General features: G+C 64.9%; 22 protein-coding genes and 1 pseudogene. 11 read left to right on the top strand and 12 right to left on the bottom strand.

What is annotated here, in order from left to right; all coding sequences use genetic code 11:
• Nucleotides 1-142: 142 nt before the first annotated feature.
• Complete coding sequence (locus ACP15D_RS07140) at nucleotides 143-409, top strand: hypothetical protein (RefSeq protein WP_072372433.1); 267 nt, start codon at nucleotides 143-145, stop codon at nucleotides 407-409.
• Between the two features lie 53 nt (nucleotides 410-462).
• On the opposite strand, the gene ACP15D_RS07135 is transcribed toward ACP15D_RS07140, so the two are convergent.
• Nucleotides 463-696, bottom strand: coding sequence for a hypothetical protein (locus ACP15D_RS07135; RefSeq protein WP_424956846.1), 234 nt, complete (start codon nucleotides 694-696; stop codon nucleotides 463-465).
• Between the two features lie 200 nt (nucleotides 697-896).
• On the opposite strand from ACP15D_RS07135, the gene ACP15D_RS07130 reads away from it, so the two are divergent.
• The 3 genes from ACP15D_RS07130 to ACP15D_RS07120 all read left to right on the top strand — a co-directional run bounded on the left by ACP15D_RS07130 (nucleotide 897) and on the right by ACP15D_RS07120 (nucleotide 3,621).
• Nucleotides 897-2,552 carry a phytoene desaturase family protein gene (locus tag ACP15D_RS07130; RefSeq protein ID WP_424959185.1) on the top strand — a complete coding sequence of 552 codons (1,656 nt, stop codon included), beginning with the start codon at nucleotides 897-899 and terminating at the stop codon, nucleotides 2,550-2,552.
• Between the two features lie 3 nt (nucleotides 2,553-2,555).
• A complete protein-coding gene (gene arfB / locus ACP15D_RS07125) occupies nucleotides 2,556-2,984 on the top strand; it encodes an alternative ribosome rescue aminoacyl-tRNA hydrolase ArfB (RefSeq protein WP_424956845.1) in 429 nt (142 codons plus the stop codon).
• A gap of 232 nt (nucleotides 2,985-3,216) precedes the next feature.
• Entirely contained in the window at nucleotides 3,217-3,621 is a 405-nt protein-coding gene (locus tag ACP15D_RS07120) for a DUF2147 domain-containing protein (protein WP_424956844.1), read from the top strand.
• A 21-nt stretch (nucleotides 3,622-3,642) separates the two neighbouring features.
• Here the strand turns inward: ACP15D_RS07120 and ACP15D_RS07115 are convergent, their stop codons facing one another.
• The 4 genes from ACP15D_RS07115 to ACP15D_RS07100 all read right to left on the bottom strand — a co-directional run bounded on the left by ACP15D_RS07115 (nucleotide 3,643) and on the right by ACP15D_RS07100 (nucleotide 7,240).
• Nucleotides 3,643-5,481, bottom strand: coding sequence for a patatin-like phospholipase family protein (locus ACP15D_RS07115; RefSeq protein WP_424956843.1), 1,839 nt, complete (start codon nucleotides 5,479-5,481; stop codon nucleotides 3,643-3,645).
• Nucleotides 5,482-5,585: 104 nt separating this feature from the next.
• Complete coding sequence (locus ACP15D_RS07110; RefSeq protein WP_424956842.1) at nucleotides 5,586-6,443, bottom strand: sulfotransferase family 2 domain-containing protein; 858 nt, start codon at nucleotides 6,441-6,443, stop codon at nucleotides 5,586-5,588.
• A 103-nt stretch (nucleotides 6,444-6,546) separates the two neighbouring features.
• The gene (locus ACP15D_RS07105; protein WP_424956841.1) at nucleotides 6,547-6,987 is read right to left on the bottom strand and encodes a hypothetical protein; all 441 of its coding nucleotides are present in this window, start codon (nucleotides 6,985-6,987) and stop codon (nucleotides 6,547-6,549) included.
• A gap of 34 nt (nucleotides 6,988-7,021) precedes the next feature.
• Nucleotides 7,022-7,240, bottom strand: coding sequence for a hypothetical protein (locus tag ACP15D_RS07100; protein WP_424956840.1), 219 nt, complete (start codon nucleotides 7,238-7,240; stop codon nucleotides 7,022-7,024).
• Between the two features lie 255 nt (nucleotides 7,241-7,495).
• On the opposite strand from ACP15D_RS07100, the gene ACP15D_RS07095 reads away from it, so the two are divergent.
• Nucleotides 7,496-7,774, top strand: a complete 279-nt coding sequence (locus ACP15D_RS07095) for a hypothetical protein (RefSeq protein WP_424956839.1) — start codon at nucleotides 7,496-7,498, stop codon at nucleotides 7,772-7,774.
• A gap of 130 nt (nucleotides 7,775-7,904) precedes the next feature.
• Nucleotides 7,905-8,945 (top strand): asparaginase, encoded by a 1,041-nt coding sequence (locus ACP15D_RS07090; protein ID WP_424956838.1) that lies wholly within the window; start codon nucleotides 7,905-7,907, stop codon nucleotides 8,943-8,945.
• Nucleotides 8,946-9,038: 93 nt separating this feature from the next.
• Here the strand turns inward: ACP15D_RS07090 and ACP15D_RS07085 are convergent, their stop codons facing one another.
• The 3 genes from ACP15D_RS07085 to meaB form a co-directional block, all read right to left on the bottom strand.
• A complete protein-coding gene (locus tag ACP15D_RS07085; RefSeq protein ID WP_424956837.1) occupies nucleotides 9,039-10,382 on the bottom strand; it encodes a TIGR03808 family TAT-translocated repetitive protein in 1,344 nt (447 codons plus the stop codon).
• Between the two features lie 75 nt (nucleotides 10,383-10,457).
• Nucleotides 10,458-11,099 carry a pyroglutamyl-peptidase I gene (locus ACP15D_RS07080; protein WP_424956836.1) on the bottom strand — a complete coding sequence of 214 codons (642 nt, stop codon included), beginning with the start codon at nucleotides 11,097-11,099 and terminating at the stop codon, nucleotides 10,458-10,460.
• Nucleotides 11,100-11,134: 35 nt separating this feature from the next.
• Nucleotides 11,135-12,148 carry a methylmalonyl Co-A mutase-associated GTPase MeaB gene (gene meaB, locus ACP15D_RS07075; RefSeq protein ID WP_424956835.1) on the bottom strand — a complete coding sequence of 338 codons (1,014 nt, stop codon included), beginning with the start codon at nucleotides 12,146-12,148 and terminating at the stop codon, nucleotides 11,135-11,137.
• A gap of 177 nt (nucleotides 12,149-12,325) precedes the next feature.
• On the opposite strand from meaB, the gene ACP15D_RS07070 reads away from it, so the two are divergent.
• The 3 genes from ACP15D_RS07070 to ACP15D_RS07060 all read left to right on the top strand — a co-directional run bounded on the left by ACP15D_RS07070 (nucleotide 12,326) and on the right by ACP15D_RS07060 (nucleotide 16,926).
• The gene (locus tag ACP15D_RS07070; protein WP_424956834.1) at nucleotides 12,326-13,663 is read left to right on the top strand and encodes an alpha/beta hydrolase; all 1,338 of its coding nucleotides are present in this window, start codon (nucleotides 12,326-12,328) and stop codon (nucleotides 13,661-13,663) included.
• 62 nt (nucleotides 13,664-13,725) lie between these two features.
• Nucleotides 13,726-16,239: an alpha/beta hydrolase gene (locus ACP15D_RS07065; RefSeq protein ID WP_424956833.1), complete on the top strand. Its 2,514-nt coding sequence runs from the start codon at nucleotides 13,726-13,728 to the stop codon at nucleotides 16,237-16,239.
• Nucleotides 16,240-16,377: 138 nt separating this feature from the next.
• A complete protein-coding gene (locus tag ACP15D_RS07060) occupies nucleotides 16,378-16,926 on the top strand; it encodes a hypothetical protein (RefSeq protein WP_424956832.1) in 549 nt (182 codons plus the stop codon).
• A 1-nt stretch (nucleotide 16,927) separates the two neighbouring features.
• Here ACP15D_RS07060 and ACP15D_RS07055 read toward each other — a convergent pair whose 3' ends face one another.
• Nucleotides 16,928-17,956, bottom strand: coding sequence for a hypothetical protein (locus ACP15D_RS07055; protein WP_424956831.1), 1,029 nt, complete (start codon nucleotides 17,954-17,956; stop codon nucleotides 16,928-16,930).
• Between the two features lie 184 nt (nucleotides 17,957-18,140).
• Between ACP15D_RS07055 and ACP15D_RS07050 the strand changes: the two genes are divergently transcribed.
• The gene (locus ACP15D_RS07050; RefSeq protein ID WP_424956830.1) at nucleotides 18,141-19,319 is read left to right on the top strand and encodes an ATP phosphoribosyltransferase regulatory subunit; all 1,179 of its coding nucleotides are present in this window, start codon (nucleotides 18,141-18,143) and stop codon (nucleotides 19,317-19,319) included.
• Nucleotides 19,316-19,978, top strand: a pseudogene (hisG, locus tag ACP15D_RS07045) (ATP phosphoribosyltransferase); the annotation flags it as partial. The gene ACP15D_RS07050 and the pseudogene hisG, both read left to right, overlap by 4 nt.
• Before the next feature lie 53 nt (nucleotides 19,979-20,031).
• Here hisG and ACP15D_RS07040 read toward each other — a convergent pair.
• Genes ACP15D_RS07040 through ACP15D_RS07030 form a run of 3 tightly spaced genes read right to left on the bottom strand, consistent with a single transcriptional unit; the run spans nucleotide 20,032 to nucleotide 23,031 of the window.
• Nucleotides 20,032-21,069, bottom strand: a complete 1,038-nt coding sequence (locus ACP15D_RS07040; RefSeq protein ID WP_424956829.1) for an HlyD family secretion protein — start codon at nucleotides 21,067-21,069, stop codon at nucleotides 20,032-20,034.
• The gene (locus ACP15D_RS07035) at nucleotides 21,062-21,907 is read right to left on the bottom strand and encodes an ABC transporter ATP-binding protein (RefSeq protein WP_424956828.1); all 846 of its coding nucleotides are present in this window, start codon (nucleotides 21,905-21,907) and stop codon (nucleotides 21,062-21,064) included. Before ACP15D_RS07035 ends, ACP15D_RS07040 begins: the two co-directional genes overlap by 8 nt.
• A complete protein-coding gene (locus tag ACP15D_RS07030) occupies nucleotides 21,904-23,031 on the bottom strand; it encodes an ABC transporter permease (RefSeq protein WP_424959184.1) in 1,128 nt (375 codons plus the stop codon). The genes ACP15D_RS07035 and ACP15D_RS07030 overlap by 4 nt, the downstream gene beginning before the upstream one ends.
• Nucleotides 23,032-23,105: the final 74 nt, after the last annotated feature.

Raw genomic sequence — 23,105 nt, 5'->3', positions numbered from 1 at the left:
CTGCGCAAGGGCGTCTGTGCAAGGCGTGGTCACAACGGCACACCTGTGCGCGGGTTAAGCACCGTGATTTCGCCATTCGGTTGCTGGTTGCCGGCGGCTCACTCACACTGAAGCCTGGGTTGAGATGCATCGAGGCTTCAGGATGCAACGCTTGGGCTTGTGTGCAGTGGTGCTGGCTGCGGCCTTCGCAGTCGTGCCGACTTTCGTGCTAGCGCAGGAAGGTCCTGGCGGCCTGATCAATCCGCAGCGCGATTGCCAGACGATTCTCACCTGCAACTTCCGCAAGGGTGGCTCCTATCGGGGCTGCCTGTCGAGCTATAGCTGCCGCAGCTGCCGCTTCGTGAAGGTCGCGTGCGGGAGCGGGCGGGTATGCGAGAAGCTGCGCTGCGGCTGGGGCGGCGTAGGCTAGAGACCTGTCGTCAAAGGGGTTTTCGGCGAGCAAGTGCGCGCGCGGGGCCGCGTTCAGCGGCGGATCAGCAGCGCATGGAAGATCGTGGCGCAGAAGGCTGCGATGGCCGTGCCGAAAACCATCAAGGCGGCGGTGCTGGGGGCGTGGCCAATGGCGCTGCCGATGCCGGCGATGGCGAGGGTCCAGAAGAGGGCTGGAAACAGCGAGACGACCAGCATGCCGGCGAACTGATACGCGGCGTCCTCGTTCGTGCGGGGACGGGCCAGAACCTTCGCGGCAGTCTGCATCGTGTGTCTCCGGCGTGCGGATCTGATACGTCGACGCTAGGTGGCGACTCCTCAACGAGAAGCTAACGCGCTCCACCAGCCCAAAGCTCCACCTGATTAGAATTAATGCACCGTAATCGCTTGTCCCGGCTGGAACCGGCGGCCGGGGGCGGCTATGCGCAAGGCCGGAACGGCAAAGATTGAAGGCAGAGTGCGCGGTGATGGGCAGTCAGGTGGCAGGGGCGGGGGATGTCGATGCGCTGATCATCGGGGCGGGCCACAACGGGCTGACCTGTGCGGCCTATCTGGCGGCGGCGGGGCTACGCGTGCTGGTACTGGAAAAGAATGAGGTCGTGGGCGGGGCTGCGGTCACCGAGGAGTTTCATCCCGGCTTTCGCAACTCGGTCGCCTCCTACACGGTAAGCCTGCTCAATCCGAAGGTGATCGCGGACCTGGAACTGGCTCGGCACGGGCTGCGGGTGGTGCATCGACCGGCTGCCAACTTCTGGCCGGTGGACGAGACGCGCTATCTGCTGATGCGTGGCGGACTGGAAGAGAGGCAGGCGGCAATCGCGAAGTTTTCAAAGCGCGATGCAGAGCGGCTAGCCGACTATGACGCAACGCTCGAGCGCGCGGCCGACGTGCTGCGTGATCTCGTGCTGACGACGCCTCCGAATGCGGGCGGGGGAATTTTAGAAGCGATCAAGGGCGCGGGTGTCGGGCGGCGATTGTGGGGACTCGGCCTCGATGAAAAGCGCGTGCTCCTTGATCTGTTCACGCGCAGCGCTACGGACTTCCTCGATGAATGGTTCGAAAACGAGACGGTGAAGGCCGCGTTCGCTTTCGATGGGATCGTCGGCAACTTTGCGGCGCCTTCAACGCCCGGAAGCGCGTACGTGCTGCTGCATCATTGCTTCGGTGAGGTGAACGGCAAGCGAGGTGCCTGGGGGCACGCGATCGGCGGCATGGGTGCGATCACGCAAGCGATGGCGGCTTCGGGGCGCGAGCGCGGGGTCGAGATCAGAACCGGCGCGAAGGTGCGCGAGATCATTTGCAGAGACGGCGGTGTGGCGGCGGGCGTGGTACTCGACAGCGGGGAAGTAATCCACGCGCGTTCTGTCGTTGCGAATGTGCCGCCGAAGCTGCTGTTTCGCGATCTGGTTCCTGCCGGGGCGGTGTCGCAACAGACCCGCTCTACGTTCACGGGCATGAAGACGGGGTCGGGCACGTTCCGCATGAACGTTGCTCTGAGCGAACTGCCTGATTTTCTCTGCCGGCCCGGCAAGACCATGCAGGATCATCACGGCGCGGGCATCGTCATAGGGCCGACGCTCGATTATCTGGAGCGCGCTTATCTCGATGCGCGGCTCGAAGGGTGGTCGCGGGCGCCGGTGGTGGAGATGCTCATTCCCTCGACGCTCGATGACAGCTTGGCGCCGCCAGGGCAGCACGTTGCGAGCCTCTTCGTGCAGCATGTGGCACCGCATCTTCCGGCGGGGCGAAGCTGGAGCGATCCGCGGGAGAAAGAAGCTTTCGCCGATCTTGTGATCGAGACCGTGACGCGGCACGCCCCCAACTTCAAAGCCGCGGTTCTGGCGCGGCAAGTGCTGTCGCCGCTGGACCTCGAAGAACGGTTCGGGCTGGTCGACGGCGATATTTTCCACGGCGCGCTGTCGCTGGATCAGCTTTTCTCGACGCGCCCACGGCTCGGCTATGCAAACTATCGCTTGCCGCTGGGCGGGCTCTACCTTTGCGGGTCTGGTGCGCACCCGGGCGGTGGCGTGACTGGTGCGCCGGGGCACAATGCGGCACGCGAGATCATCCGTGATTTTCGCGGCTGGGGACGGGGACCGTTCCGTATTTCACAGAAGGCTTGAGCGATGCCCAAGCTTGCTATCAACGACCGGGTGGAACTCGACGACAGCGAGATCGAGGAGCGTTTCGTGCGCTCTTCTGGGCCGGGTGGTCAGAACGTCAACAAGGTGTCTACCGCGGTGGAGCTGCGCTTCGATGTGCGCGGGTCGCCGTCGCTGCCGGGCGATATACGCGCGCGACTGAAGCGGCTCGCAGGGAGGCGCCTCACTGACGAGGGCGTATTGGTGATCCGCGCTGAGCGCCATCGCACGCAGGATCGCAACCGGGAGGATGCGCGCGAGCGCCTGTTCGGGCTGATCCGCGAGGCTTCGATCGAGCCCAAGCGCCGCATCAAGACCAAGCCGACGCGCGCCTCGAAGGAGCGGCGGAAGGATGCCAAGACGCGGCGCGGGCAGGTGAAGCGGTTGCGCAGCGGGAAGCCGGATTTCAGCTGATCTCCAGCAATTTCGCGATTTGCCGCTTTGCAGCATATCGGACAAGCCAAAGAGTCACAGCCGCCATGCGTCCCCGGCATTGTGCGCGACGCGGGTTTGACCATATCGTCGCCGCATCAGTGTCGCGTCCGTTACTGCAAATCGTCGCCAGCATGCCATGATCGTGCATGAGAATCGCTGGGCGTGATTCGTCCTGATGGCTGGGGCGAGTCCGATTACAAGGGTGCAAGGAATGAGGACTCCGTTGAAGGCGTGCTTCGTCGCGGCTGCGGCGATTGTCGGCACGAGCGCTGGAGCGGCAGAGGGGCCGCTCGGCATTTGGTACGACCATACTGGCCGCGGTGCCGTCGAGATCACGGATTGCGATGGTTCACTGTGCGGCAAGGTCGTGTGGGTGCAAGACCCGAAATACGCCAAGGGCTGCGGCATGCAGATCATCGGCAACGTGAAGCCGATGGGCGATGGCACTTTCGATGAAGGCTGGATCTACGATCCGGACAAGGACGCCAAGTTCGACGTCGAGCTGGTTCCGCAGGGCGACAAGATGACGGTCGTCGGCTACGCGGGCGTGAAGTTCCTGAGCCAGACGTTCACGTGGACGCGCGCGCCAGACAACCTGCAGCGCTGCACGTCGTGATCGCACGCGCGAGAAGCGTGCTCAACTGACCTTCGACATGGCAGCGGCTGCTTCGGCAGCCGCTATGATCGGATTGCGGGCTCGCCTCAGGCGCTCGACCTCTTCCAGTCCCCACCAATAGGCGTTGCGCACGAGCTCTGTGTGCCGGCGCCAATCGAGGATGCCCATGTCCGCGGGGATGGGTGGCACAAACAGAACGTCGCTTGGCCGCAGATGGCGCTGGAAGTCGTTGCGATTGGCCATCAGCGAGCGCATCAGCACAGTGGTAATGCCGGGGGCTTCCGGCAGCTTACCCCAGGCAAGAGGGTTGAGCGCCGCGCGGACCATCTCGGTGCGCGAAGGCAGTTTGGCGTAATCGACGTTGAATCGCTCCAGCTCGGGAATGTGGAAACTGACGACGACGTTGGGGCCGTTCTTCAGGGCGTGCATGGCGCGTACCGGGACGTTGTCCAGCAGGCAGCCATCGACCAGCATCTCGCCGTCGTGCGTGTAGACGGGGGGCAGAAGCACGGGGATCGAGCCCGAAGCGCGGATTGCTGCGAAGAGGTCGCCGCGTTCGTGGCGGTGAAGCTCATAGCTCGACAGGTTCGTCGAAATCGAGAAATACGGGATCCAGAGATCCTCGATGTTTGTACCGGCGAAATAGCGCTCGAGCTGCGCGTCGTAATGCCGGTGATCGAGTAGTCCGTAGCGCGGCCAGGTGTAGCGCTGCATCGCGTGGTTGGTGACGAAGATATCGTGCGTGCCGCGGTCTATGTCGTCGGGGTGTTTGCCCATCGCGAAGGCGCCGGTCATGGCTGCGCCCGCGGACGTTCCACCGAGCGCGTCGAACTCGAAGCCGCTTTCGATCAGCGCCTTGTAAAGCCCGACGTGCGCGGCGCACAGCGCGCCGCCGCCGCAGGCGATGAAGCCGATGGCCGTGCCGTTGATGAAGCGAAAGAGGCGCGCGGTGGTGCTGTCGTCGTCGAGGGCGACATGGTGGTGCGCCGCCAGCTTGCGTTTGCGCAGCCAGCGTAACGTGCCGGTGATGGGCTGGCGGCGCTCATGCACGAGCACGAGGCGCTGGGCGTCGGGGCTGACCAGGTTGGCGGCGAATAGTTCGAGCGGATTGGGTGAGGTGTCGGCACCATCGACGCCTACTGCGAGAACGAGATCAGCATGGCGGATCGCCTTCTGCGACCAGTCGGTTATGTCGGCATCGGCGAGAAAGATCAGATAGTCGTATGAGCTTTCGAGCTTGTTGAGCGATCGCGTCGCCTCGATGCTGTCGAGAGGCGTGCCCGGTGGCACCAGTTGCGCGGCGCGGGAGGAGTCGAGGACAAGCGCGTTGGCGTTGGCTGCGAAGACTTTTGCGAGGACTTCGAGGAAGCGCGGCGGGATCTGCGCGGCGCCGGCGCGGATGACGGCGATGGTTCGCGGACGCGGATCGGCTGCGGCCGGCTCGGGGGCCGTGGTTGCGGCCAGCCGCTGGGAGAGAGCGTTGGCCAGTGTCCGCCAGATGCTCGGGCATTGGCTGGCGAGGCGCTCGAAATCGCTGCGGTCGAGCCGCAGAATGAGGCTGTCGCGCATCGCGGACACGGTGGCCGTTCGCGTGCCGCCGGTGAGGAAGGCGATCTCGCCGATGGGCTGGTCAGGGCCGATTTCGGCGATCGGATCGCGGCGGCCGTCGAGGTTGACGGCAAACCGGCCGGAGATGACGAAGTAGAGGGCGTCGGCCGGGTCCCCCTGCCGCACAAGGATGTCGCCGCGCTGCAGGCTGCGCGTCTCTAATCCGCTCACCAGGGCGGCTCGCTCGCCGGCGGATAGATCGGAAAAGAGACCAACGGCGGGAAAGTCGGGCGTGGAAGATGAAGAGTGCATGCAATGCCCTCAGTGCGTGTGCTGAGCTTAGCTCACGTCGCGGGGCAGTGCGCGGGCAATTGCTTGACTGGCGAACGAGGTGTTCCCGGATCTCGGCGTGCGCGTCAGATTAGGCGGCGCTCGATGAGCCAGCGGCAACGCAGCGTCTTCTCAAGCGGGGCCATATTGCGTGTCGGCCGCTTGGGGCATGGCGGGGGAGGCTGCTCGGCGTCCTGGGGAAGCAGCGTGTGCTCAGAGAGCATGCGGCCAGGGGCATCGAGGGCGTGCTCGAGGTTTCGGCTATAGCCGAAGTAGGTGAAGTCGCGGGTGTAGATGCGGCGGACCAGCCCGATGGTGGCCGGATCATAGTGGTCAGCCAGCTTCTGCTGTGCGCCGCGAGCATGTGGGGAGAAACGGGTGAACTCGAACTCGGGCACGATTTGCTCGAGAAAGCTCGCCATTGGTTCGGCGTTCTCGAGGTAAAAAACCCCGTCATACGACACGACGGGGTAATTCAAATTGACGTGCTGGGGCCGGAAGTGGACATCGAGCAGCAGCGGGTCGTTATCGGCGATGGCCCGCAGGAAGCTCTCGAATGTCACCGATCGCAGATTGCGAAGCTCGGGGTAGTTGCGATGGTCCCCGGCGGCGACCTTGTCGAGATAGGCGGAAAGGACGCGGGCAAAGGGATTGCGCACGCAGGAGAAAACGTAGCGGTTGCGGCAGTTCGAGGGAGAGAGCCCTTTGCGGCGCAGGCAGTCGTCGTCAGTGTGAGGGTCGACAACGCGGCTGAATGTGCGGCCTGAGCGCTCGTAGTGTCGAGCCTGGGCCGACTTGAGGCTCTGCTTGATGCTGGAACATCCAGCCTTGGGGTTGCCGACGTAAATGATCGGGATCTGCGGCGTCCACCAGATCTGCATGTTTCCTTGAACGCCGAAGTAGCCGAGTACGTAATTGCGAACGCGTCGGCGCGCTTGCTGCATCTCTCCGGGCCCCCACCCTGAATGTCTTCAGAGGTAGATTACCGCAGCGAGTGTCGAATCCGTCACTATGAATGTGTTTCGAAGTGTTTCTGTGGCAGTAGGGTCACGCAGCGTAGCGGTGCTCGCGGGGTGCGTGGTCGCGGCGATATCCTTCCATGGCGATGACGTTGTCGGCGAGTGCTGCCGATAATTCGAGCAGGAAGAGCTGGGGGTTGAAGCCTCGATGGCCATTGAGGCGCATGCATGCGGCGACGGCGAGGGCCGGTGCAATGGCGGCATAGCCGGTGTCGAGCAGGAGCTGCTGCAGTCGCCGAGTGGCGAACACTTCGATGAGATGGCGGAAGCGGATGACTGCGGCGAGCGAGCTGTGTGGGGTCGCGCGGTGGCGGTTCTGGAGTACGGCACAGGCGGCATCGAGATCGTCGGCCGAGGCTCCGTTGAGCAGGACGAGGGCGCGCCCGTTCTCGATCAGGGCCTGCATGGCGGCGCCGAGGTCGGCGGCGTCGGCGGCGGGTACGTCCGAGATGTCAAACGTCGTAGCCATTTCAGTCTCTCCGTTGGCCTAGCAGGTTGAGGGCCTAGTGTTGCGTGCGGCCAAAGACCGACCATGGGGTGCCGGTCATCAGGATGATGTCTTTGGGGCGGCGAGCACTCAGGACGAAGTCGACAGTGTGGCCGACGAGCTTGCCGTTGAGGTTGACGACCTCACTTCCGGTGAAGCGGTAACGCGATCCATCGTCCGCTTCGATTACGCCGGCCCCATTCTGGGCGCTGAATTTGGTGATGCGTCCGTGCATTCGACTCTCCCGTTACTGAGGCGCTATGGCCGTGTCGTGGAGGGAGAATGGCGGGGTTGGGGCGAGAGCGCTGTTCCGGCTGTGACAGGTTTTCGCGGGTCTTTGCCGGTCTGCGGCGGCTCGCCGCGGGGGCAAATGCCGTGTAAGAACGGCGAGGCCTGTTCGATCCCCAGCCCACGTCACTATTCAGGCCGGGTTCATGGGCTAAGAGCTAGTCTCGGCAAGGTAATGATCAGGGACCTTATGGTGAGGAAGATGACCCCCGCTCGGCAGCGCACCACATTGTACCTATTGGCCTTCGCCGGAGCGGTGGCCACGGCTTCCCTGCCCGCTGCCGCGAATTGCGACTGGTACGTCAGAACGGCGCTGGAGCAGCAGCAGCGCAACCTGAAGCTCAAATGCGGGTTCTCGGGTCCGGAGTGGACGATCGACAAGGGCGCGCATGCGGCTTGGTGCGCTTCGGTGAGCCCGGATGCATCGCGGGCCAGCGCGCAAAAGCGCGAAGCTGAACTCGGCAAGTGCGCGGCGAAGTAGGCGCAACCTTTCCGACTGATCGGGGAAGCGGCGCGCGCTGTAAAATTGCTCGGGCGGTTGCGCGTGTGTTGGGCGGCTAGTTCCCTCGGAGGGCTTGATTGCGTCAGCCGCGCGGCCGATGCTGGCGGCAATGGAATCTTCCTCTGCCGACACGAGGGACATGCTCAATCCCATCCTTATCGAGGTTACACGCGGGCCGCTGGTCGAGAGCTGGCACCGCGGCGCGATCGCCATATCAGCGCCTTCGGGGGCGTTGGCGCTGAGCATCGGTGATGTCGATACGCCCGTTTATCCGCGGTCGGCGGTGAAGGCGCTGCAGGCGCTGCCGCTGATCGAGTCAGGCGCCGCTGACCATTTCGGTTTTGGGCCGGCAGAGATTGCTTTGGCGTGCGGCTCGCATGCGGGGACGGAGCGCCACACGCATCTGGCGGCGGCAATGCTCGACCGGGCGGGGCTCAATCCAGATGATCTCGGGTGCGGTGCGCACATGCCGCTCGGCAGCTCGGCGGCGCATGCTTTGATCGCAGCGGGGCATTCGGCGAGCCAGCTTCACAACAATTGCTCGGGCAAGCACGCGGGCATGTTGGCGACAGCGGTGCATCTGAAAGAGCCGACCGCAGAATATTGGAAAGTGGATCATCCGGTGCAGCAGCGCGTGCACGCGGCGATGCGCGACATCACCGGAATGGCGCTCGGTGCGGATGTGCGCGGGATCGACGGCTGCTCGGTGCCCAACTGGGCAATGCCGCTGCGGGTGATGGCGCAGGCGTTTGCGCGACTGGTGACGGGCGAAGGCATGTCGGCGGAGCGCAAGGCCGCCGTGGGGCGCATTCTCGATGCGTGCTGGCAGTACCCCGACATGGTGGCAGGCAAGAGCCGTGCGGATACGGTCGTGATGCGGGCGCTACCGCGGCAGGTGTTCATGAAGACGGGCGCGGAGGGCGTCTATTGCGGCGCATTCCCGGAGCTGGGCCTCGGCTTTGCGCTGAAGATGGAGGACGGCGCCAAGCGCGCCGCCTCGGGTGCTGCGATATCGTTGGTGGAGCGGCTCTATCCGGCGGCGCTGGGGCTGATGCCGGCTGGTGCGATCAAGACGTGGCACGGGCAGGTCGTCGGCGAGGTACGTTCGTCCGCCTATTTCGAGGACGCGCTCGCCAGCCTGAAGGTGTGAGGGCGGGGCAGAGCGCTCGCGTCGTGCTGGCGTGTCTGGGCGGCCGCCTGCGCGGGCGTGATGGTCAAAGTGGCCAGCGGCTTGCGCCAGCGTTCAAACGGACAGGTTTCCGGTTATCGAGAGCTGCTTGTCGCTGCTGCCGCCTTGCACCAGTTCGGCACCAGTGGGGTCGCCATTGCTGTCCATGGCGCGGATCGAGCCGTTCGTCGCGCCGGAGATCAAGTTGTTGGCGAGCAGGCACGCGCCGGTGCCAGGATCGGACGAGACGAGAATACCGACCTTGGAAGCACGCACCAGATTGCTGGTTGCGACGACCTCGCGCATGTAGGCGCCCCAGCCGATGACGATGCCGGCGGTTGGCGCTTTCTCGATGACGTTGCCGGTGAGCGCTGTGTCGGCTTCGACGGTGATGCCATGTCCGCGCTTGTCGACGGGCTCATGCTCGCGGCGAAACAGGTTGCGCACGAGGTTGCCCTGCACGACCGCGAGCCGGCCTCCGTCGTTGAAGTTGGTGACGGTGATGCCGGTGGCGGCGGTGTCGACGAGGTTGTTGGCGATGAGCGCGCCTTCGAAACCGAACTCGGCGTAGATGGCGACCTCGCCCAGACGCGCGCACGAATTGCCGATGATCTGGATGTCGTTTGCGGCGTTGCCACGCACGGCAGTGAAGGCGCAGTCGGTGATGCGATTGGCCGACACGACCACGCTGCCGGCGCGGAAGATGCTGACGCCGTTGCCGTTCTGTCCGCTGCCGCCGCCGTCGGCGCGAATGCGCGCGATGCGGTTGCCGGTGACGATGCTGCCGTCTTCGCCAGCGTCCGAGCGCCAGACCTGAATGCCGGCGTTGCCGCAATCGGCGATGTCGTTGTGGGTCAGTTCCAGGCCGGCGGCGTCGATGCTGCGGATGGCGGCCTGCATGGCGTTGGTGATGTTGCAGTCAGCAACGCTTCCGGCGCAGCGCGTGAGCGAGATGCCGTTTGTGGGGCTGCGCGTGAGCGTAAGACGGGTCAGGTGTACACTGCGCGCGTTGGTGATGGCGATGAGGCCGTCGGCATCGAGCGGGAGATAGGCACCGTCGAGCATCACGCTTTCGATGCTGATGTGGTCGGCGTCGTCGGCTGAGATGAAACTGCCGCCGCCGGCGTATTCGAGCGTGGTGGTGCCGGCAGCGCCGATCAGGCGGGTTCCTGCCGGAAGTCTCAGTGGGCCTACTCGAAAGCGGCCTGGCGGCAGCTCGAGGGGCGCTCCGCTCGCCGCGGCCGCGTCGATGGCCTGTTGCAGGACCGGCGCCTGATCGATGGCGCTGCCGCTGACGAGGCCGATGTCGCGATGAGGCGCACTAGCGCGTGCCATTGCTGGACGTGCTCCCGCGGTGACGCCAACGGCGAGGCCCGCGGCGGCACCAGCTCCCAGCAAACTTCGACGATCGAGTGTCATTGGCTCCGGTCTCCGTGACTCATCGCGTTGGTACGCAAGTCCGGGGCCAGGGCTGGCGGAAGCGCTGAATGATGGTTAAGCGGAGGTTTCCTGCTCGAGACAGGCGGCGATGATCTCGATGCTACCTACCAGGGCATCATCCCAAGAAATGCGCGAGGCGCCGACCGCCGGCATGCCGGGCGCGAGATCGGCCGGCAGGTGGACGAAGCCGGCCAGAGAGGCGGTGGGCCGGGTCTGTGCGATGGTGAGCGAGTGGTAGAGCGTCGCGTTGCAGAGATAGGTGCCTGCGCTGTCGGACATCGCGCAGGGCAAGCCCGCGCCTTCGAGCCGGGCGATGATGCGCTCTACCGGAAATGTCGAGGAGAGCGTTTCGGGGCCGTCAGCGATCAGGCATGCGACGTCGGGGATCGCTCCGGCCGCGTCGTGGCGCGGCTCGCAGACGTTGCGGCCGATGCGTTCGATCTGAAAGCCGGAGGCGTGCCGCGTGACGCCGAAGTGCAAAGCAAGTCGCGGCGATGTGCGGGAGAGCAGCTGTTGCAGCAGTTGCGGCGTGCGCCCCCATTCGACGGGGAGCACTTCGTCAATGACATCGAAGTCAGGAAAGCGCGCGCGTGCGCCAGCTGCCAGTGCAGGGACGAGCGCGGCGGTGGCGTTTTTCCCGACGCCGGGAAAGGCGCCGAAGCCGGTGAGCAGAATGGTCGGTCGTTGTGTGGGCACGGAAGGTCTCGCTACTTAGACCCACAATATAGGCATCAGGGGTGGATCCCTGCGAGGTCCAGAATCTCGTTGACGGCGAGGGTGGGCAGCAGGCGGCCCGCGCGCACGTCCGCCTCGATCTGCGGCAGCCGTGCCGCGACGCGCGGATTGCGTTGGATGCCGGACATGATGCGGTCATTCAGCATGTCATGCATCCAGGCGACTGTCTGGCGCTGACGGCGCTCGGCGAACTCGCCGGACTCGGTGAACGACTTGCGGTGGTTGAGGACGTTCTCCCACAGCTTGTCGAGGCCCTTGCCGTGAATGCCAGACATGGTGATTACCGGCGGCGACCACGTGGGCGAGGGCGGGTTCAGAATTTGCAAGGCGGCGCGATATTCGGAAGCGGCGCGCTCGGCGCGCGTGACGTTGTCGCCGTCGGCCTTGTTGATGGCGATCATGTCGGCGATTTCGATGATGCCCTTCTTGATGCCCTGCAAGTCATCGCCGCCGCCGGGCAGCAACAGGACGAGGAAGAAGTCGACCATGTCGGCGACGGCGATTTCCGACTGACCGACGCCGACTGTCTCAACGATGATCACGTCGAAGCCGGCGGCTTCGCACAACGCCATCGTTTCGCGCGTCTTGCGGGTGACGCCACCGAGCGTGCCGGATGTGGGCGAAGGTCGGATGAACGCCTTCGGTTCCTGCGCGAGGCGATTCATGCGCGTCTTGTCGCCGAGGATCGAGCCGCCGGTGCGCTTCGACGTCGGATCGACGGCGAGCACCGCCACCTTGTGTCCGCGGCCGGTGAGAAACATGCCAAGCTCGTCGATGGTGGTCGACTTGCCGACGCCGGGCACGCCGGTGATTCCCAGCCGCAGTGCCCCGCCTGTTACCGGCAATAGCGCCTGCAGAAGCTGCTGGGCGCGGGCCTGATGCTCGGCCTTGGTGCTCTCAACCAGCGTGATGGCGCGCGCGAGCATGGCCCGGTCGCCGGATTTCACGCCGGCGACCAGCATGTCGATTGTCGGGCCGGCCGGAGCCGTGGCTGTTGGAGCGTTCTGCATCGAGCCTTTCCGAATATGCGTCGCGCCCTGTTCATAAGTTGAGAGGACGGCGCTCTCAAGCGTGTCATGCGGCCGCTTTACTGGGGACGCCGGGTTGCCGTGGCGGGCATCGGCCCATAGTTTACGCCCGACCAAAAGGGGCAGGGCCGCAAAGACGGCCTCACGATGGGGGAGGCGATGTCCGCAATTCTCGTCGCTTTGGTCGCCGCGCTGGTGGGAATCGCCATCTATCTTGGCGCGCGGCGTGCCACGGTAGGCCAATCACGTGCCGTCCGTCTGTTGGTGCGCGGCGGTGCGCTGTCGCTGATCGGCATAGCGCTGGCCGCCGTGTTTGTGCTGACGCCGACCTTGCAGCAGGCGCACCGGGGCGCCGATACCGAAACACGCAATGGCCTTCGCCTCGACGAAGAGGTTCCCGCAGCGCGTGCGCCGGCGAGCGAACAACCTGGCGCGGGCGCTCCGGTCGATGCCTCGAAGCTCGCTGCCGGTCCATGGCAAGTGGTGCCGGTCTATTACGGCACCGACCGCGAGGAGCAGCCCGATGCAAAGCGCGTGCGCTATGGCTCGGAGCGCGGGCGCCGGCTGGAGCTTGGCCGCGCAATGGTGACGGTCCCGGAGAGCCATCTCGTTCCGCAGATCGAGCGGCCGTGGGCGATACGCGTGCCTTATTTCGACGTGACGATCTACGAAGAGGCGGAGGACCCGGCGGAGCATTTCACGCTGCAAACGCTGGAGAAGCTGTCAGAGGGTGACTTCCTGCAGCGCGTGCGCGAGCGGCTTGCAGCGTCCAGCCGATACAAGGATCACGCCATCGTTTTCGTGCATGGCTACAATACGTCGTTCGACAACGCGCTCTATCGGACGGCGCAGATCTCGTATGACCTGAAGTTCGACGGCGCTGCGTTTCTCTATAGCTGGCCATCGGGTGGCTCGGTCGCCAGTTACACATATGATCGCGAGAGCGCGGAGGCTTCGACGCCGTATCTGCGGAAGTTTCTCGATATGGTGATCGAGAAAACCGGCGCGAAGTCGATCAGCATCATCGCGCACTCGATGGGCAACCAGCCGCTGCTCGATGTGCTGCGGGACCTGCGTGGCAGCGGGCCGGCCAACGTTGTCATCAACGAGGTGATCTTCGCCGCGCCGGACGTCGATGCCGACAACTTCGCCAATCTCGCCCACCGTATCGAGGGCATCGCCAAGGGTGTGACGCTGTATGCGGCGGGCAATGACCGGGCGCTGATCGTATCGCGCGGGTTCTGGCGCAATCCGCGTGCCGGCGATGTGCTGGCTTCAGGACCGCTGATTGTGCCGGGGATCGAGACGATCGACATCACGGCGGCTTCAACCGACACGTTCGCGCTCAATCACTCCGGTTACGCAGAGAACAACGATCTGTTGCAGGACATCGGTAAGCTGATCCTGAGTGGGCTGAGGCCGCCGGATCAGCGATTGCCGGCGCTCAAACGCACCGCGTCGCCAAAGGGCGCTTATTGGCGCTATACAACGCCCTAAGGGGGCCACAGCCATCAGGTAATGCGGCCGCATTGATTGCCGCACCAAGTGGGGACGAAACCGTGTCGGCTCGACAGACCATTGTTAGTACAAGTCTTTTGCTGTTTCTGGCGTTGTTTTCTATTGCTGCCGGGGATGTAGCCCGAGCCGAAGAGCGCTGGCCGCCGTGGCAGAGCTTCACCGAAGCGGAGGAGGCGGCCCGCCAAAAGACGCTGCGGCGTAAGAAGGCGGCAGCTCAGGATCTCGTCAATCTCAAGCGGCAAGCGGCTCAGCTCGAGGCCGCCGGGAAGTACGCGCAGGCGGAGCCGCTGGCGCGGCGGTACCTGGCGCGGGTCAACCGGAAGGGCGCCAACAGCATTGTCGTGGCCGATGCGCTGGAAAGCCTCGGCCGCATTCTTGCCGCCCAGGGCAAATCGGCCGACGCAGAGCCACTGTTGAAACGTTCTGTAGCGCTGCGCGAGAGAGTTCCGGGACAGCCGGGCCTCGCGGCTGCCCGCGAGCAGCTGGCTGCCGTCTACGACAAGCTCGGCAAGGGCGCCGAGGCCCTGGCAATGCGCGGGGGGGCGCAGCCTGACGCCACGACCGCGGAGCCGGAAAAGAACGTTGTGGCAAAGCCCGCGGAAGAACCAAAGCCGGTTCAGAACGAGGGTCCGGAGACCAAGGCCGAGGCGCCGGCCGCGACAGCCGAGAAGCCGGCTGCAGAGGAGCCATTCAGCATTCCGTCGGCCGACGCGCCATCGGCCGCCGCGCCGGGTGCAGCGGCCGAGAAGCAGGAGGACGTAGCATCCGACAAGGACGCCGCGGAGGAGCCTTTCAGCATTCCGTCCGCTGACGCGCCGTCAGCAGATGCACCGGCCGCCAGTGCCCAGGCAGACGACAGCGAGGCCAAGCCTGCCGATCAGGATGCCGAGCCGTTCAGCATTCCTTCTGCGGATGCGCCTTCGGCGGCTGCAGCTGCTCCGCCCCCCGAAGCCAAGGTGACATCTGAGGACGGGACCGAGAAAAACGCTGGTGCGGAGAGCGAAGCTCCTGCAGCAAGCGATCCAACGGGTGGTTCCGCTTCGTCCCCGGCAGCAGAGGCTCCAACCGCTGCCCCGGCACCTGTCGCCGAACCGGAGGTTCCTGACGCTCGGCCAATGCCGAAGTACAGCGCACGGCGGATGGAGAGGCCTAGAATCGGCGGCCCGCGTGCCACCGAACCACCGCCGGCTGCGGCTCGGGCACCATCTGAGGATATGGCCGCGCCATCACCGCCGCCTCCGCCGCCGGTCGTTGTGGCGGAACCATCGCCGCAGCCCATGGAAGGCGGCAGCGGTTCTGGAGGTGGCGGCTCCGTCGAAGCGCCGTCTGCTGCTGCGGCTGCGCCCTCGCCCAGCGAGAACGATGGGATGGGGGCAGCGGCCGCGCCCGAAGCCGTCGAGGAGGCGCCGCAGAACGGCGCTGCCGCGGCGGAAAATCCCGAAGCGATGATGGAAGCTGCGCCTCCGGCGGCGGGGGGAGCGGCGCCTTCTGGCAGTGCTGCCGTCGCGCCTCAGGTGAACCCCGATTATCAGGTGGTGCCGGTCTATTGGGGCACCGATCGCGCGGTGCAGCCAAATGCGCAACGGCTGGCGTTCGGCTCGGATCGAGCGCGCAAGCTGCAGCTCGGCATGGCGCAGATCACGGTGCCGAAGGTGCACGAGGTGCCGAACGTCGAGCGCCCGTGGGTGGTGAAGATTCCCTACTTCGACGTGACGCTCTACGCTGAGAAAGAGGACGCCAAGAAGCACTTCACGGTGAAAGAGATAAAGGCGCTGACCAAGGAGGAGCTGCTGGCGCAGGTGCGGGAGCGCCTCAAGACCTCAAGCATCTTCAAGGATCAGGCGCTGGTGTTCGTGCACGGCTACAACACGTCGTTCGACAACGCGCTCTATCGCACCGCGCAGATTGCCTACGATCTCGATTTCGACGGCGCGCCGTTCGTCTACAGCTGGCCATCGGGCGGAGCGGTTGCGAGCTACACCTACGACCGCGAGAGCGCGCAGGCCTCCGAGCCTTATCTGCGGCAATTTCTGGAAATGGTCGCCAAGGAGACGGGGGCGAAGAAGGTCAGCATCATCGCGCACTCGATGGGCAACCAGCCGGTGATGGATGTGCTGCGTGACATGCGCAATTCGGCGCCCGAGGGAGTCGAGATCAGCCAGGTGATTCTCGCAGCGCCCGACGTCGATGCCGACAACTTCGCCAATCTCGCGAACGCCATCAAAGGTCTGGCGAAGAACGTGACTCTCTACGTTGCCTCGAACGACCGGGCGCTGATCGTATCGCGCAATTTCTGGGGCAGTTATCGCGCCGGTGACGTGCCGCCGGCGGGTCCGCTGATCCTACCGGGCGTCGATACGATCGACGTGACGGCGGCATCGACCGACGCCTTCGCGATCAACCATTCGGGTTATGCGGCCAACAACAAGCTGCTGACCGACATCGCGGAGTTGCTGAAGACGGGCCTCAGACCGCCGGAGATGCGGGCCTTGAAGCCGGGGAAGGTCACGACGACGACCGGCGACTATTGGCGATATGTGCCCGCGCCCCAGTAGCGCGGCACCGCCGCGCTGACCTGCCGCGGCGAGCGGAAGGGATTGTTTACCGCGTCCTGCCAGAGTCTCCACTGGCCTCCCATTCCTGGGCGGTCGTGGGGACTTGCGCCGGCGATTGCCGGGCTCGCTGAGTGGTTCATGCGTAGGCAGCGGCTTTCAATTTTCGGTCTCGTGACGACAGGCAGTGCGCGCGCGACTTGTGCACGCCTGGTGCCATCGTTGGCGTTGGCGGCGTGCGTGCTCGCGGGCGCAATGCTTGTGCTTTATCCGACCCCAGCTCCGGCCGAGGATGACAAGCTCATCGAGGGCGGCAAGGTATATAACTCGGACGATGTCTCGGATCGCGGGATGCCGGCCTCCAATCCGCGTGTCAAATCGATCCTAGCCGCGCACCCGAACGATCTCGTCACCGTGTGCGTCGCCGGCTGTGACAAGCCCACGATCGTGCAGATGCTGCCGAAGCCGCGCGAGCGGCGGATCGGCGGCATGCGAACGACGGCGGCGGGTGGAGGGGCGGAGGCGCCGCTTCCGGCCTACGATCGAGTCGACCGTGACGCAGTGATGTGCGTTGCCGGTTGCGCCGGGCGAGGGGGACAGGTGGTGCAGCGGCTGCCGAACCTTCCGCCGGTGAAAGTGGCTCCGACGCAGGCGCCCAAAGGCAACGAGCCGCTCGACCGCTGGCCGTGAGCTAGTTTTCGAGCAGCTTGTGCACGTCGTCGTAGCTGGCGACCTTATAAACCAGTCCGTTTTTGATGAAGTAGAGCCAATCGAGCTTGCTCGATGCGGCTAGGTCCTCGGGCGTCACCGACTGCAGGGCGTCGAAGTTCTGCTTGCGGAACAGTACTGCCGTGGTCTTCGAGGTTTCGGGGTCGAGGTAGCTCCAGTCCTCGCGCTCAGGTAGGCGTGTTGCGGCCTCGCGCTCGAACACGACCTCGTTGAGGGCGGACGGTGGTAGCTCGCCTGCCTTGATGTATTCGAGAGCTGCTTCGACGAAGCCGATCTGCACCAGACCGGAGCAGATGAACTCGTTGGGCGGGTTCCAGTTGCGCTCGCGGAAGCGGCGCACGGTCGTGCGGTCACCACTGACGCTGCGCTCGACGCCGAACCACAGGCTGCGCATGATGGAGCCGATAGCCCAATAGTTATAGGAAGCCTTGATCTTGTCGAGCAGCAGGCCGCGGACGCGCGATTGCTTGGGCTCGTCGAACCAATCCTTCTTGAAGCGCTTGATGGCGATGAAGGCGCTCTTGTCGGCGATGTAGTCGCGCAGATTGGTGAGGTCGACGCCGCCGGTGCCGGCCTCGATGATGAAGGTGCTGGAGTAGCCGGATTCGAACTGCGGGCCGGTGAAGATCATGGCCGCGTGCGAGAACGGCGAGTTGGTGGCCCAGCGGATCGCCCAGGAAGCCGGGTCCCACTCGCGGCGTGTCAGCACGACGTCGGCCCGTTCGAGATACGTGCCGGCGAGGAAGTCCTCGACGGGCATCGGCCACACCTCCTGGGGTACCTCGTCCTCGAGAGGGGGCAGCTCCGGCACAGCTGCGGGGACTTGGGCTGTCGCGGCGGGCGGCGGTGTGACGGTGGGCGTGGCCTGCTGTGCGACCTCTTCTGGTCGCGATGCCGGCTGCGGCGCTGGAGGTGTCAGAGCCAGGGTCGAGCCCGCAATGATCACTAGTCCCAGCAGGCTCAAGCCGGCAGCAGCGAAATTGCGCTTCATCGACTGCCCCCCTTCAACAATGCTCAGGCTCCCAAATTGCCGGTCGTTCGCGGCGGCTGGCGCGGACCGCAGCATAGCTTGTTAGCGTCAGTATGGCGGCATTGTCCGGTATATCCAACTTGCAGTGAAGCCCGGCGTCGGCCAAAAGAGCGGCCCTGAGGCAAGGAGAGGCGTCGGCACCACAATGGGCGTTGCGCAGCCGGTTAATTTCGAGGCGCTCGAAGCGCAGGCACGCACGCTGCTGGCGGTGTTCATCGCGGCCGGCTACGAGGCGGTTGCGCCGGACATCATCCAGCCGGCGGGGGTGTTTCTCGATGTGGTCGGGGAGGCGCTGCGCGGGCGAACTTACGTCTTCACCGATCTCAACGGTGAGGAACTATGCCTGCGGCCGGACCTGACGGTTCCAACGTGCCGGCTCTACCTGCAGCGGCATCCGGCGGGCGATCGCGAGGCGTTCTACAGCTACAACGGGCCGGCTTTCCGCTTCCAGCCGGCGGGTGCGGGTGCCTCGCATCCGCGCGAGTTCCGCCAGTCCGGCATCGAGGCATTCGGCGACAAGGATGCCGGGGAGGCGGATGCGCGCACGCTGGTGCTGATCCTGCGGGCCTTGCAGCAGGCGGGACTGGGGAACTGGAAGCTGCGCATCGGGGATGTCGGATTGTTCGACGCGCTGCTGGGGACGGCGGAAATGCCGGATCGCTGGCGGCGGCGACTGCGGCACCAGTTCTGGCGTCCGGAAGCTTTCCGAGCCGAGCTGAAGCGGCTGTCGACGGAACCGGCGCGTACAACGGCCGCGCTGCCATCTGTGCTGATCGAGGCGCTAGAACCGGAGGATGCTGCCGGCGCGGAATTGCTGGTGACCGAGTATCTGGAAAAGGCCGGGATCGAGCTCATTGGCGTGCGCTCGGCGGCAGAAATTGCCGAGGGGGTGCTGGCGATCGCAGCCGATGCAAAGGCGCCGCCGCTGAAGCCGGAGGCCGCGGCGCTCATCGATGCCTACGTCGCGACGCGCGTGCCCGCGCTTGAGGCTGCAGAGGTCGTGCGGAAGCTGGCAGGAAAGTCGGGCGATGGAATTAGTCAGGCGATCGATGCCTACGAGCGGCGGTGCAAGCTTCTTGCAGAGAGCGGCGTCGATATGAGCAAGGTCGACTTCTCGGCCGAGTTCGGGCGCAACGTGGGGTATTACACGGGTTTCGTGTTCGAGGTGTTGGTGGATGCGCTGGGGCCGTCCAGCCCGGTCGCTGGCGGCGGGCGCTACGACGGGCTTTTGAAGGCGGTCGGGGCGCCGCACGATGTGCCTGCCGTCGGCGGCGCCGTGCACACCGAGCGATTGCTGACCGTGGTGCGCGGAGGAAAAAAATGAGCGCGCGCCTTACCTTTGCGGTGCCGTCCAAGGGGCGGCTGATGGAGCAGACGGCCGACTTCCTGGCGGAGTCCGGGTTGAAGCTGAAGAAGGTCGGTCATGATCGCGGCTATCGCGGTGAGATCGAAGGTCTCGATGGGATCGATGTGGCCTTCATTTCGGCGTCGGAGATCGTATCGGCGCTGAACAGCGGGCGCGCACATATCGGCGTGACCGGAGAGGACCTCATCCGCGAGAACATCGTCGATGCAGATACGCGCGTCACGCTGCTGAAGCCGTTGGGTTTCGGGCGCGCTGACGTGGTCGTGGCGGTTCCAAGCTGCTGGATCGACGTCAACGCCGTCGCCGATCTCGAAGCTGCGGCGGTGACGTTCCGGCGCGAGCATGGGCGTCCGTTCCGCGTGGCGACGAAGTACATCAATCTGGCCCGGCGGTTCCTGTCGGGGAAAGGGATCGCCGACTATCGGATCGTCGAGAGCCTTGGCGCCACCGAGGGCACGCCGGCGGCGGGCACGGCCGACCTCATCGTCGACATCACGACCACGGGTGCGACGCTCGCGGCCAACGGATTGCGCGTGCTCGACGATGGTGTGATCCTGCGATCGCAGGCGAACCTCGTTGCGTCGAAGGTGGCGCAGTGGGACGCGGACACGAAAAAGGCGCGCGATGATCTGTTCGCGCGCCTTGGTCTGTCAGCCTAGCCGAGAGCTGCTTACTTGTCGGGGCGGACGAAGGCGTCGACGCGCATGCCAGGCAGCAGCGGGGCGTTGCCTTCGAGGTTGATCGTCATCTCGAGCACTTCGATGTCGGATGGGCGACGCGGTCCGCGTGCGGAGATGCGCGGCGTTGCCATCGTGGGCGCCAAGTCGACGACCGTGCCTTCGAAATCGCGGCCGGGATAGTTGATCGAGCGCACGAAGGCCTTCTGACCGATCCTGAGCTTGGCCACGTCGCCATCATCGACCTCGGCCTTGACGTGCAGCACGGCCATGTCGCCAACGACAGCGAGCGGTTGATCGGGCGAGGGGGCGACGATCTCGCCCTTCTTGGCGTTGAGCTGCAGCACGGTGCCGGCGCGCGGCGAGCGGATGCGCGTCTTGTCGAGCTGCGAGGCGGCGAGCGCGACGTTGGCGCGGGCTGCGGTCAGGGCGGATTCAAACTGGTTTGGCGAAGGCAGACTGGCTTTCGCCTGGGCCTGGGCATAGGCGAGGCGTTCACGCTCGACGCGCTCCTCGGCCTTGGCGAGGCGGCGGCGTGCGTCGGCGAGCTGCTGGTCGGTGGTTTCGCCACGACGCTTGCCGGTCAGGGCGGCGTCGAGCTCGAAGCGAGCGCCGATGACCTCGCGCTCGGCTGAGAAGACATTGTCTTCGCCTTTGGTCACGTTCTCGCGCCCACTGGTGGTGGGTTCAGCGTCGCGTTGGCGCTTGCGAAGCCCAGCCTCTGCCTCGGCGGCGGCAAGGCGTGCGCGTGCTTCCTCGTCGTCGAGGCGGATGAGCAACTCGCCTTCCTCGACCTTGTCGTTGATCTTCACGGTGACGTCGGCTACCTGGCCGAGGATGGCGGCGCCGATGTTGACCTCGCCGGAACCGGGCTCGACGCGGCCGGGCGCTGCCGCCACCCACTGCGGTCCGGTTTTCTCCGTCGTTTTTGCGGCCTTGCTGTCGCCTGCAAAATAAGAGCTGTCACTCATCACGTAGCCGAGCGCGGCGGCGCCAGTAAGAGCGGCTACAATACCAATGGCTTTAAGCATGGCGTCTGATCCTGAAACGGCCGCCGAACGTCTTTGACGGCGTCGATGGTTTGTCGTCCGGGGCGGTTGCCGCCGGAGCGGATTGAATGGCGTGTGTGTCGTGGCCGGCGTCGTGCCCGTGTGCGGCGCCCTTGTTCGGCCGCTCGTCGCTGTGAATTTTCCCGTCCTCGATGCGCACGACACGATCTGCATACGCGAGCGTGCGGTGATCGTGTGTTACGGCCAGAACAGCGCGGGAAGGATCTTTTGCGACCTCGGAGAGAAGCTGCATTACCGCGCGGCCATTCTCAGCGTCGAGGGCGGCGGTGGGCTCGTCGGCCAGGATCACGGACGGCGCGCCTGCGAGCGCGCGGGCAATGGCAACGCGCTGCTTCTCGCCGCCCGACAGTTTTGCAGGGTAGGCGTTGGCGCGATGCCCCAAGCCGACCGCCTTCAACGCATTGAGCGCGTGCGTCGGCGGGTCGACCACCGGGCGCGAGCGAACATCGAGCGCCAGCATCACGTTCTCGCGCGCGGTCATGGTGGGGAACAGGTTGTAGCCCTGAAAGACGAAGCCGACGTGCTGGCGGCGGATGTTGGCCAAGCCTTCGGCGTCTCGTCCTTCCGTAGAGTTGTCGGCGACGACGAGGCTGCCCTTGGTCGGCGACAGGATGCAGCCGAGGATCGACAGCAACGTCGTCTTGCCGGAGCCGGATGGTCCCATCAGAAGCGTGAGCTCGCCGGCGTAGAGCTTCAAGTCGATGCCCTTGAGCGGCATCACCTCGCCAGCCCCTGAGCCGAACACCTTGGTGATGCCGTTGGCCTCGAGAAGCACACGGCGGTCGTTGGTAGCGGTCATCGGCTGAAGACTCCTGCGGGATCGATGCGAGTGACTTTGAAGATGGCGGATACGGCGGCGATAGCGCACATGCCAATCGTGAGAGCGAAAAGCAACAGCGCCAATCCTGGCGTCATGACGATGTAGAGTGTGGTGTCCTTGGATGCCCAGATGACGAGCATCGAGAGCACCATGCCGATGCCATAGCCGACAACGGCACTGAGCATTGCCTGGATGAGAATGACCTTGTGAATATACCCGGCAGAGGCGCCGAGTGCACGCAAGGTGGCGAATTCATTGATGTGGTCCTTGGTGCTCGAGTAGAGCGTCTGGGCGACGATGACAACGCCGACGATCATGCCGAGCGCAGCACCGGCGATGAGGGCAGACCCGGCACCGGTCTGGAACAGCCAGTAGTCAACCGAGCGATTGCGGAACTCCTGCTGGGTGAGGATCTCGCGATCCTGCAGGCGGTCGATGAGGTCCTTGCGAACCGTCTCGATGTTTGCGCCCGGTGCGAGGGAGACCAGCGTGTAGGACGCCTGATTGCTTCCCGCGTCGAGCAGCATGCGGGCCTGCTTCAGCGAGGTGAATACGTAGGGCAGAGTGGTGAAGGAGCGGATGCCGTGCGTTACGGCGGCGATGCGCACGCGTACGCCGTTGATCTCTGACGTCTCGCCAATCTTGTCGACGCCGAGATCCTTGAAATAGGTGTCGTCGGCGGCGACGGTGAATGGGGCATCAAGATCGCCGAGGTTGCCTTCCGTCAAGTTCCAGGGCTTGAGCGATCCCTGCTGATGGTCGGAGCCGACGAGCAGCACGGCGGTGGTGCCGCCTTTGGGTTTGCGCCAGGCGGCAAAGCCGACGACCAGTTCCTCGGAACCGGCGACGCCGGCGGTCGAGAGCACGGAATATTTCTCGTGACCGATAAGCAACGAGGGATCATCGAAGCTCTTGGTGCCGAGTGGAACGACCCACAGGTCGCCATTCGACTGATCGAGCATGGCGGCGATCATGCGCTCCGAACCGATGTAGAGGCCGCACTGAACGGCGACCAGAACGACCGAGAAGACGATGCCCGTGAGCGTGACGATGAGGCTGAGGCGGTCGTGAAACAGGTTTCTGTAGGCGAGCTTGGCCGCCATCTTGACGGTCTTGGGCTTGCCTTGAAGCTCGTCGGCGGCCAGCGACATAATATTGGCGTGCGCCTGCATGTGGT

It is taken from the genome of Hyphomicrobium sp. 1Nfss2.1, from assembly GCF_965243865.1.
Taxonomy (GTDB): domain Bacteria; phylum Pseudomonadota; class Alphaproteobacteria; order Rhizobiales; family Hyphomicrobiaceae; genus Hyphomicrobium_A.
Note: the sequence above shows the minus strand (reverse complement) of the source record. Positions and strands in the feature narration are given on the sequence as shown.